This is a genomic window from Streptomyces sp. NPDC058773 (assembly GCF_042746015.1).
Classification (GTDB): domain Bacteria; phylum Actinomycetota; class Actinomycetes; order Streptomycetales; family Streptomycetaceae; genus Streptomyces.
In genome coordinates this window covers 81,703-90,327 of record NZ_JBHYPE010000032.1, presented here as the reverse complement: position 1 = coordinate 90,327, position 8,625 = coordinate 81,703, and the positions used below count along the sequence as shown (strand labels likewise).

The following is an 8,625-nucleotide window of genomic DNA, read 5'->3' as shown; positions in this document are numbered from 1 at the left end:
ACGTAAAGCGAAGCAGTCCTCACAACAGGCCCCTCCGGCCCGTCACCTCCCGTTGGCGAGTTGGGTTGAGGGGGGTGAGTGGGTGCTGTCCTGGGGCGATTGACGGGAACCGTCAATGGCCGGATAGCCTCCTAACTCTCACGGGGGTACGAGAGCGCCTCTGCCCCGACCATCTTGCGAGGGGCGGAGAATGATCGAGGCAGTCGGCCTGACGAAGCGCTACGGCGCCAAGACGGCCGTGTACAACCTGTCGTTCCAGGTGCGGGCCGGCACCGTGACCGGCTTCCTGGGGCCGAACGGCTCCGGCAAGTCCACGACGATGCGCATGATCCTGGGCCTGGACGCACCGACCTCGGGGCACGCCACCATCGGCGGCCGTCCTTTCCGCAGCCTCCCCAACGCGCCCCGCCAGGTGGGCGCGCTGCTCGACGCCAAGGCCGTGCACGGCGGGCGCAGCGCGCGGCAGCATCTGCTGTCGCTCGCCCAGGTGTCCGGCATCCCGGCCCGCCGGGTCGACGAGGTGCTCGGCGTGGTCGGCCTCCAGGAGGTCGCGGGGCGGCGTTCCAAGGGGTTCTCGCTCGGTATGGGCCAGCGGCTCGGAATCGCCGCGGCGCTGCTCGGCGACCCGCAGGTGCTGCTCTTCGACGAGCCGGTCAACGGGCTCGACCCCGAAGGCATCCTGTGGGTGCGCAACCTGATGAAGCAGCTGGCGAGCGAGGGCCGTACGGTCTTCGTCTCCTCGCATCTGATGAGCGAAATGGCGCTGACCGCCGAGCACTTGATCGTGATCGGCCGGGGGCAGCTGCTGGCGGATATGTCCGTGAAGGACTTCATCTCGGCCAACTCCGCCGATTTCGCCCGGGTCCGTACCCCGGACACCGAGCCGGAACAGCGCGAGAAGCTGACCGCCGCGATCGGTGAGGCGGGCGGCCAGACCGTGCCCGAGCCGGACGGTGCGCTGCGGGTGACCGGGCTGCCGCTCCCCCGCATCAGCGAGCTCGCGCACCAGGCGGACGTCCGGCTGTGGGAGCTGTCGCCGCACCAGGCGTCCCTGGAAGAGGCGTACATGCAGATGACGCAGGGCGCCGTGGACTACCGCTCGACGGCGGACGCGCGGGCCGGTCTCCAGGAGGCCCCCGCCGGGTACGCCCCGCAGGGGTTCGCGGGCGGTCCGGGTTACCCGCCCGGTCAGCCGGGCGTCCCGGGCCAGGTGCCGGCGGGCGTTCCCGGTCAGCCCAACCCGTACGGGCAGGCTCCCATGGGTGCTCCCGGGCCGGGCTATCCGCCGCCCGCGCAAGGCCACCCGTACGGGGGACCCGAGCCGTACGGTGCGCCTCACCCGTACGGGCAACCGCCCGCCGCGCCGATGCCGCCCGCCGCCCCCGCCGACCAGCCCATGCCGCACCACGAGGACGCCCGATGACCAGCCCTCAGCAGCCGCAGCCCCAGCCGCAGCCTGAGCGCGGACCCCACGACACCGGTGCGCACGAGCAGCCGGTGCCGGCCGCGCCGCCGATGCCGCCCGCCGCACCGCACCAGCCGCAGGGCGCGCCGCCGCAGGCGCCGCCCGCCCCGCAGCAGCCCGCCGGGCAGCCGGCACCGGAGCAGCCCGCGCCCGCCAAGGAGGCCGGCACGATGATGCTCCAGGCCCAGGCCCAGGGCCAGGGCCCGGCACCCGCGCCGCAGGCCCAGGCATCCGGCCGGACACCGGCGCCCGCTCAGGGGCAGCCGCCCGCTCAGGGCCAGGCACCCGCCCAGCCCGCCCCGGGCAAGGAAGCCGGGACGATGATGCTGCAGGCCCAGCAGCAGTACCCCGAGCCGCGGCCGCTCGCGGCGCACGGGCCGGGCAAGGACGCGGGCACGATGATGCTCCAGCCGCAGGCGCCGGCCCCCGCCCAGGCACCGGCCCCCGCGCCGCAGGCCCAGGCACCCGTCCAGGCACCGGCGCCCCACCAGACCCAGGCTCCCCAGCCGCCGGTCCAGCCGCACCCCCAGCAGGCCTTCGCCGGGGCGGGCGGCTATGTCTCGCCCATCCCGGTGCGGCGCACCCACCTCGGCCATGCACTGCTCTCCGAGTGGACGAAGATCCGCTCGTTGCGCTCGACGATCTGGACGCTCGGCGTGATGCTGCTGCTGATCGTCGGCATCGGCCTGCTGGCCGCCCTCGCGGCGGGCTCGGACCGCGAGCTGGACCCGGTGCTCGGCCTCGGCTTCGTCGGCGTCCTGCTCGGCAGCCTCTGCGTGATCACCCTGGGCGTGCTGTCGATCTCGTCCGAATTCGGCACCGGCATGGTCCGTACGACGCTCACCGCCTGCCCCAGCCGGACGCGGATGCTGGCCGCCAAGGCCATCGTCTTCTTCACCCTCGCCCTGGTGATCACGACGGTCGCGACCGGCGTGGTCGCCCTGATCGACAGTTCGATGCTCAACGGCCCCGCGCCGACCGCCGACCAGTGGATGCGCGCCACCGTCGGCGCCGGTCTCTATGTCGCGCTGCTCGGTCTGCTGGCGCTGTCCGTCGGCACGCTGCTGCGGCACTCGGCGGGCGCCATCAGCTCGATGATGGGCGTGGTGCTGCTGCCGATGCTGCTGGCGCTGTTCCTCCAGGGCGAGAGCCTCAAGGACGTCCAGCAGGCGCTGATCGAGTACTCGGTGCCCAACGCGCTCGCGGCGCTGTACGGGATCCCGTTCCTCAGCACCGGCCCGACCGGCTGGACCCCGCTCTGGATCCTCGCCGCGGTGACCGCATGCGCGCTGGGCGGCGCCTTCGCCGCCTTCGGTCAGCGCGACGTCTGACGCCGCTCCCCGCTCTCAGTAGCGGGGCGCATTCCGGGACCGCTGGAGCCGCGCGCTCCGGCGGTCCCGTGCGTTCCAGCACGCCTTGTGCCAGTGCCGGCGGTCGTCGACGTCGCCGTGCTGCGGCCAGGCGACGACATGCGGCACCCCGGGCGGGATCTCCTGGTCGCAGCCGGGGCACCGGTAGTGCTTGCCCGCACCGCCGCCCCCGACGAGCCGGACGACCCAGTCCTCGCCGCGCCACTCCTCGGTGCGTTCCAGGCCGTAGCGGTCACCGCCCAGGCGGTCGACGGGTTTCGCGCCGCCGTGCGGGCGGTTTCGACGCGGGGACACAGAGCACCTCGGAGAGTGACGGGATCACGGGCTGTCACCAGCGTACGCGGCGCGGTCACGGACGAACTCCCCTCGGCAGGATTCTGCGATCATCGGGAAATTTGCCGTCAGGCCGTGCCCTTGGCACGTGTCACACGTTGTTGCCTGTAGGGGGGAGTCGCGTCGGCTGCGAGGAGGCAGAGAGCGATGCGCGTTGGGGCTTTCATCCTGGCCGCTCAATTCCCCGGTCAGGGACAGGGGGAAGCACTGCACCGCGCGGTGCGCTCCGCGGAGGTCGCGGAGGAGGCCGGACTCGACGATGTCTGGCTCGCGGAACACCACTTCGTACCGTACGGCGTCTGCCCGAATGCGGTGACGCTGGCCGCGCTGCTGCTGGGACGGACCCGCCGGATCGGCGTCGGGACGGCGGTGAGCGTGCTGCCGACCCAGCATCCGGTGGCGCTCGGTGAGCAGGCGGCGCTGCTGCATCTCACCTCCGACGGCCGGTTCACGCTCGGCGTCGGCCGGGGCGGCCCCTGGGTCGATCTGGAGGTGTTCGGCGCCGGGCTCGCCGCGTACGACCACGGCTTCCCGGAGTCACTCGATCTGCTGATGCGCTGGCTGCGGGAGCCCCGGGTCGGCGCGCAGGGCGAGCGCTATGCGTTCCGGGAGGTGGCGGTGGTGCCCCGGCCGGCCGAGGCACTGACCGATCCGGACGGGTCCGGCCCCCCGGGCCCGCCGGTGGTGGTGGCCTGCACCTCCCCCGCGTCGGTCCGCACGGCTGCGGAGCGCGGGCTCCCGATGCTGCTGGGCATGCACTGTGGCGACGAGGAGAAGGCGGAGATGGTCGCGCTGTGGCGGCGGACCGCCCTGGAGGCCGGCCGGGACGGCGACGAGGTGGCCACGGCCGGGCATGTCTCGGCGGGCGTGGTGCAGATCGCCGACGCCCGCGAGGCGGCGACGGAGACCCTCACGAAGGCGATGCCGGGCTGGCTGCGGCAGGGACTGGGCGCACATGTCACGGTCGACGGCCGCTATCGCGCGATGCGTGATCCGCTGGCCTACACGGAGCTGTTGTGCGGGCTGCATCCCGTCGGCCCGCCGCAGCTGTGTGCCGACCGGCTGGCGGCGACCTCGGAGCGTACGGGCATCACCCGGTTCGCGCTGCTCGTCGAGGGCTCCGGCGATGTCGCGGCGACGGAGGAGAACGTACGCCGCCTGGGCACGGAGGTCCTGCCCCAGCTGGGGTGACGGAGACGGCGGACGGCAGAGCAGGGGCCGGGTGCGGACGGCCGTGCCTGCCGTGCGGTGGCGCCGTACGTGAGTGGTGCTGCCGCTGGCGCGCCGGCACGGTGCGTTTCACCACCGTGCGCGCAGCGGCAGCAACTCCGTTCAGCAGTCGCGGAGTTCGGGCGACTGGTTCAGCAGCTGGCCGCGTATGGACGTGAAGCGGGCCAGACGGTCGTCCACCGCCGGGTCGAGCGGGAAGACCGCGACCCGGTGGCAGTTCTGAAAGGCGAGCCGCACACCGAAGTGCCGCTCCAGCGAACCACGGATGGCGTCACTCGCCAGCGCGCGCAGCAGCTGGCCGCGCGCCTGCTCGTCCGGCGGGGGCGTCTGATTGTCGGCGAACTCTCCGCCGTCCACCTTCAGCTGTGCCACCAGAGAGCTGATCATCTCCCATGCGAAGGGCAGGGAGGTCCGGACGCAGTCGACAAATGCGGCTTCGTCGACCTCGCCTCGCTCGGCCTGTTCGAGGAGGGCCGGTGAGACGTCGAGCGACATGAGGTTCTCCTCTCGCGGCCCCGCCGGGACGGACGGGGCCTAGGGACGGGACAAGGGGCTTTGCGACGGAGCGTGTTCGCCTCACAACCCCCCGCTGCAACGGTATGCCGCGCAAGAGGCCCGCACCAGGAGATTGCACATACAACCGGCCATTGGCGAGCGCCGGGGGTGCGGGGATTTCCCCCGTAAAGGCACCGTGATCCGGGGCGAATCGCGTAGGTGGCCCCTGGTCGAGTAGCGTGACGCCCCATGCGTCTCGTCATTGCCCGCTGTTCCGTGGACTACGCGGGCCGGCTCACCGCCCATCTCCCTTCGGCCCCTCGCCTCATCCTGGTGAAGGCGGACGGCTCCGTCTCCATTCACGCGGACGACCGGGCCTACAAACCCCTCAACTGGATGTCGCCGCCCTGCACTCTCAAGGAGGGCGACGGTGACGTCTGGACGGTGGAGAACAAGGGCGGCGAGAAGCTCATCATCACCCTTGAGGAAGTCATGCACGACTCCTCGCACGAACTCGGCGTCGACCCGGGGCTCATCAAGGACGGTGTGGAGGCCCACCTCCAGGAGCTGCTCGCGGACCGGATCGAAACCCTTGGTGAGGGATACTCCCTGATTCGGCGTGAATACCCCACTGCCATTGGCCCGGTGGATATCTTGTGCCGGGACGCCGACAACCAGACCGTCGCCGTCGAGATCAAGCGGCGTGGCGAGATCGACGGAGTCGAGCAGCTGACGCGCTACCTCGAACTCCTCAACCGCGACCCGCACCTGGCTCCGGTGAAGGGCGTCTTCGCGGCCCAGGAAATCAAGCCGCAGGCGCGGGTACTGGCCACCGACCGCGGTATCGGCTGCGTCGTGCTGGACTACGACGCCCTGCGCGGCATCGAGGACGACAAGCTCCGCCTGTTCTGACCCGGTCGCCCCCTCAAGGGCGGCACAGCGCAACGGCCCGGTCAACTGCCGGGCCGTTGCGCTGTGTTGGGACGGTTTTCCGCGGACGTCAGGCGGTCGGGGCGCTCTGGGTGCCCGAGGAAGTGGCCGTTCCGTCCGACGGGGTGGTACCGGAGGGCGCGGTGCCGGACGTGCCGCTCGCGGAGGGGCCGGAGGCGGACGACGACGGGCTCCCGCTGGTCGGCTTGCTCGTCGGCTCCTCGGTGGGCGTCGACTCCGACGGCGAGGGGCCGGTCGGCTCGTCGGACGGCGTCGGGCCGGTCGGCTCCCCCGTCGGCCGGGGCGTGGGCCGGGTCGGCCGGCCGGTGGGGGTGGTGGGCCGCTCGCTCGGCTCCGACGGGCGGGCGGTCGGGTCCCCGGATCCCGTGGCGGGGTCGCTGGGCGAGCCGCTGGCCGTCGGTTCACCGGACGGGGACGACGGACTGCCGGACTGGCCGGCGGTGCCGGGCCGGGACGCGCCGGAGCCGGTGGGCAGCCGGCGCATGTCATCGGCGGGCTGGTCGGCCGGCTGGTCGGTGCCGTCGCTGTCGTCCGTGGTCTGTTCCGTATTGACCTTGTCGTGCGGCGTGCTGTCGCCGCCCGTCGCCCCGATGGTGACGATGGTGCCGAGGACGGCCGCCAGCAGCGCACCGGCGCCCGCGGCCACGACATTGCGCCGCGCCCCGCCGAACCCCCGCCGGCGGGCCTTGTCCGCTCCCGTCCCGGCCGCGGCCGGGACGGCCGTGGTGGCGGCGGACGCACCGGCGCCCCGGACGGCCGGCGTCGCCGCGGTGGCCGCGGCCCCTGTCTTCTGGAGCTTCGCGGTCGAGGCGGCGGACGGTGTGGCCGACGCGGACTTCGCGGCGGACTTCGCGGCACCCGGCCCCGAGGTGGTCGCCGGGCCGGCGGTCGGCAGGGCCGTGGTGGCCGCCGCCGCGGAGTCGGCCCGCGTACGGTCGGTGACCAGCGCCAGGGCGCGCCGGCCGGCCACCGCGCCGTTGCGGTCGGAGAGCACCCCGCGCAGCCCGATGGACGCCTCCAGCTCGGCGCGCGCCCGGTCGAGGCTGCCGGTGCACAGGGCCAGTACTCCCAGCTCGTGGTGGAAGTAGGCCTCCTCGGCGACCTCACCGGCGAGCCGGGCGGCCTCCTGGCCGTGCCGCAGGGTGCGCTCCCAGGCGCTCCAGTGCAGTGCCGCGGCGAACGCCGGGGCGGCCGTACGGGCCAGCAGCACGGCCGCGCTGGCGTGCCCGCTCTCCCGGCTGCCGGTCAGCACGCCCATCGCGGCCAGCGCCACATCGGACTCGGCGGCGGCCCGCTCGGGGGTCACCGAGGGGTGTCCGGCCCACCAGGCGTAGTGCTGGGCGACGGTGTGCGCCCGCCCGGCGGCGCCGTCCGCGTAGCCGGCCGCGGTCAGCTGGTCCTGGACGGTGGCGGCGAGCCGGTAGTGGCCGCCGGCCGGGGTGATCAGACCGCAGGCCAGCAGCTCGCCGAGGGCGGCATCGGCGTGGGTGTCCTGGGTGAGGGCCGGCAGATGCGCCTGGTGCGGCAGCTCGCCGCCGAGCGCGACGGCGAAGCGCAGGGTCTCCCGGGCGGCCTCGCTCAGCCGCGAGGCGAGCAGCGGGGCGGGGGCGGCGGCCTCACCGAGGGACGGCAGCGACACCTCCGGGCGCTCGGCGGGCTCGGCGGCGGGCTCGGCGTCCGCCCCGTCCTCGGGGAAGAGGCCGTAGCCGTCGTCGAGGGCGCCCGGGGCGGCCCGCAGCCCGTCGTACTGCCGCAGCAGGGCGGCGGCCTGCACGAACCGCAGCGGCAGGCCCTCGGACTCGAACCAGAGGTCGGCGGCCCAGGCCTCCTCGTCGTCGGTGAGCGGCCGGTCCACGGCACGCTCCAGCAGCCGGCCGCAGGCGCCGCGGCCGATGCCGCCGAGGAAGACCTCTTCGAGGTGCGAGCCCGCACTGGGGGCCGCGACGTCGGGGGTGGCGGCGATCAGGAAGGCGCATTCGGGGGTGGCGTCGAGCAGCTCGTCGAGCGCGGCGCCGCCGAACTCCAGGTCGTCCAGGACGACGATGGCGCCGATCTCGGCGACCATGCGCAGTATTTCGGGCCGCTCGGGGCGGTGCTGCGGAGCCCGGTAGACGGCGTCGAACAGCGCGTACAGCAGGTCGGTGGAGGTGCGGTGGTAGCCGGAGAGCCGGACCACGCCGTCGGGGGCGAGGTCGGCGCAGGCGGCGGCGACGGCGTCCAGCAGCCGGGTGCGGCCGGAGCCCGAGGGCCCGGTGACGCGGACGGAGCGGCCCCGGGAGAGCAGCCGGACCAGGCGCTCGGTGTCCTCGGTGCGCTCTTCGAGGGCGGTCTCGTGCCCGGCGGATCCGGGCGGGCCCGGCGGCACCGGGGGTGCGGCGGCCTGCTCGGCCGCTGCGCGTTCCTCCGCGTCGAGCCGGCCGGGGGCGGCGGGCCGCTCGCCGGGCGGGCAGGGCTCTATTTCGCTGCCGTCGACGGGGTTGACGGTGACGAGGTACGGGCCCGAGACGAGCCGGACGACACGGGCGAGCCGGTTGGAGCCGCCCTGCGCGCCGCCGAACGCGGGGGCCGGCGGCTCGGCAGGGCCGCCCTGCTCGCCGTACTCCTCGGATCCCCGCTGAGTGTTCGGGTCCATGCTGCAAGCTCCCAGGTGCTTCGTTCCGCTCCGCCTCCGCTCTCGGCCCGGGAGGCAGCACGGCGTGCCGACTGCGCTTCCGGCCGTCCGCACTCCCCCGGCTCCGGCAGATCGCCGTCAGCCGTCGCGTCCGGTCCGGTGCCCGCCGC

Annotated in this window: 7 protein-coding genes; 4 read left to right on the top strand and 3 right to left on the bottom strand. The window is 74.1% G+C overall.

Annotated features, from left to right (window positions below; genetic code table 11):
• Positions 1–190 precede the first annotated feature (190 nt).
• Positions 191–1,423, top strand: coding sequence for an ABC transporter ATP-binding protein (locus ACFW5B_RS25230; protein WP_386443758.1), 1,233 nt, complete (start codon positions 191–193; stop codon positions 1,421–1,423).
• A 443-nt stretch (positions 1,424–1,866) separates the two neighbouring features.
• Positions 1,867–2,796, top strand: coding sequence for an ABC transporter permease (locus ACFW5B_RS25225; RefSeq protein WP_386443774.1), 930 nt, complete (start codon positions 1,867–1,869; stop codon positions 2,794–2,796).
• A 15-nt stretch (positions 2,797–2,811) separates the two neighbouring features.
• Here the strand turns inward: ACFW5B_RS25225 and ACFW5B_RS25220 are convergent, their stop codons facing one another.
• Positions 2,812–3,129, bottom strand: a complete 318-nt coding sequence (locus ACFW5B_RS25220; protein ID WP_386443755.1) for an ATP/GTP-binding protein — start codon at positions 3,127–3,129, stop codon at positions 2,812–2,814.
• Between the two features lie 186 nt (positions 3,130–3,315).
• On the opposite strand from ACFW5B_RS25220, the gene ACFW5B_RS25215 reads away from it, so the two are divergent.
• Positions 3,316–4,359, top strand: coding sequence for an LLM class flavin-dependent oxidoreductase (locus ACFW5B_RS25215; RefSeq protein WP_386443752.1), 1,044 nt, complete (start codon positions 3,316–3,318; stop codon positions 4,357–4,359).
• Between the two features lie 141 nt (positions 4,360–4,500).
• Here the strand turns inward: ACFW5B_RS25215 and ACFW5B_RS25210 are convergent, their stop codons facing one another.
• Entirely contained in the window at positions 4,501–4,893 is a 393-nt protein-coding gene (locus ACFW5B_RS25210; RefSeq protein WP_386443749.1) for an SCO5389 family protein, read from the bottom strand.
• 249 nt (positions 4,894–5,142) lie between these two features.
• On the opposite strand from ACFW5B_RS25210, the gene nucS reads away from it, so the two are divergent.
• Entirely contained in the window at positions 5,143–5,805 is a 663-nt protein-coding gene (nucS, locus tag ACFW5B_RS25205; RefSeq protein ID WP_018087371.1) for an endonuclease NucS, read from the top strand.
• 88 nt (positions 5,806–5,893) lie between these two features.
• On the opposite strand, the gene ACFW5B_RS25200 is transcribed toward nucS, so the two are convergent.
• Positions 5,894–8,476 carry an ATP-binding protein gene (locus ACFW5B_RS25200; protein ID WP_386443746.1) on the bottom strand — a complete coding sequence of 861 codons (2,583 nt, stop codon included), beginning with the start codon at positions 8,474–8,476 and terminating at the stop codon, positions 5,894–5,896.
• Between the last annotated feature and the right edge of the window lie 149 nt (positions 8,477–8,625).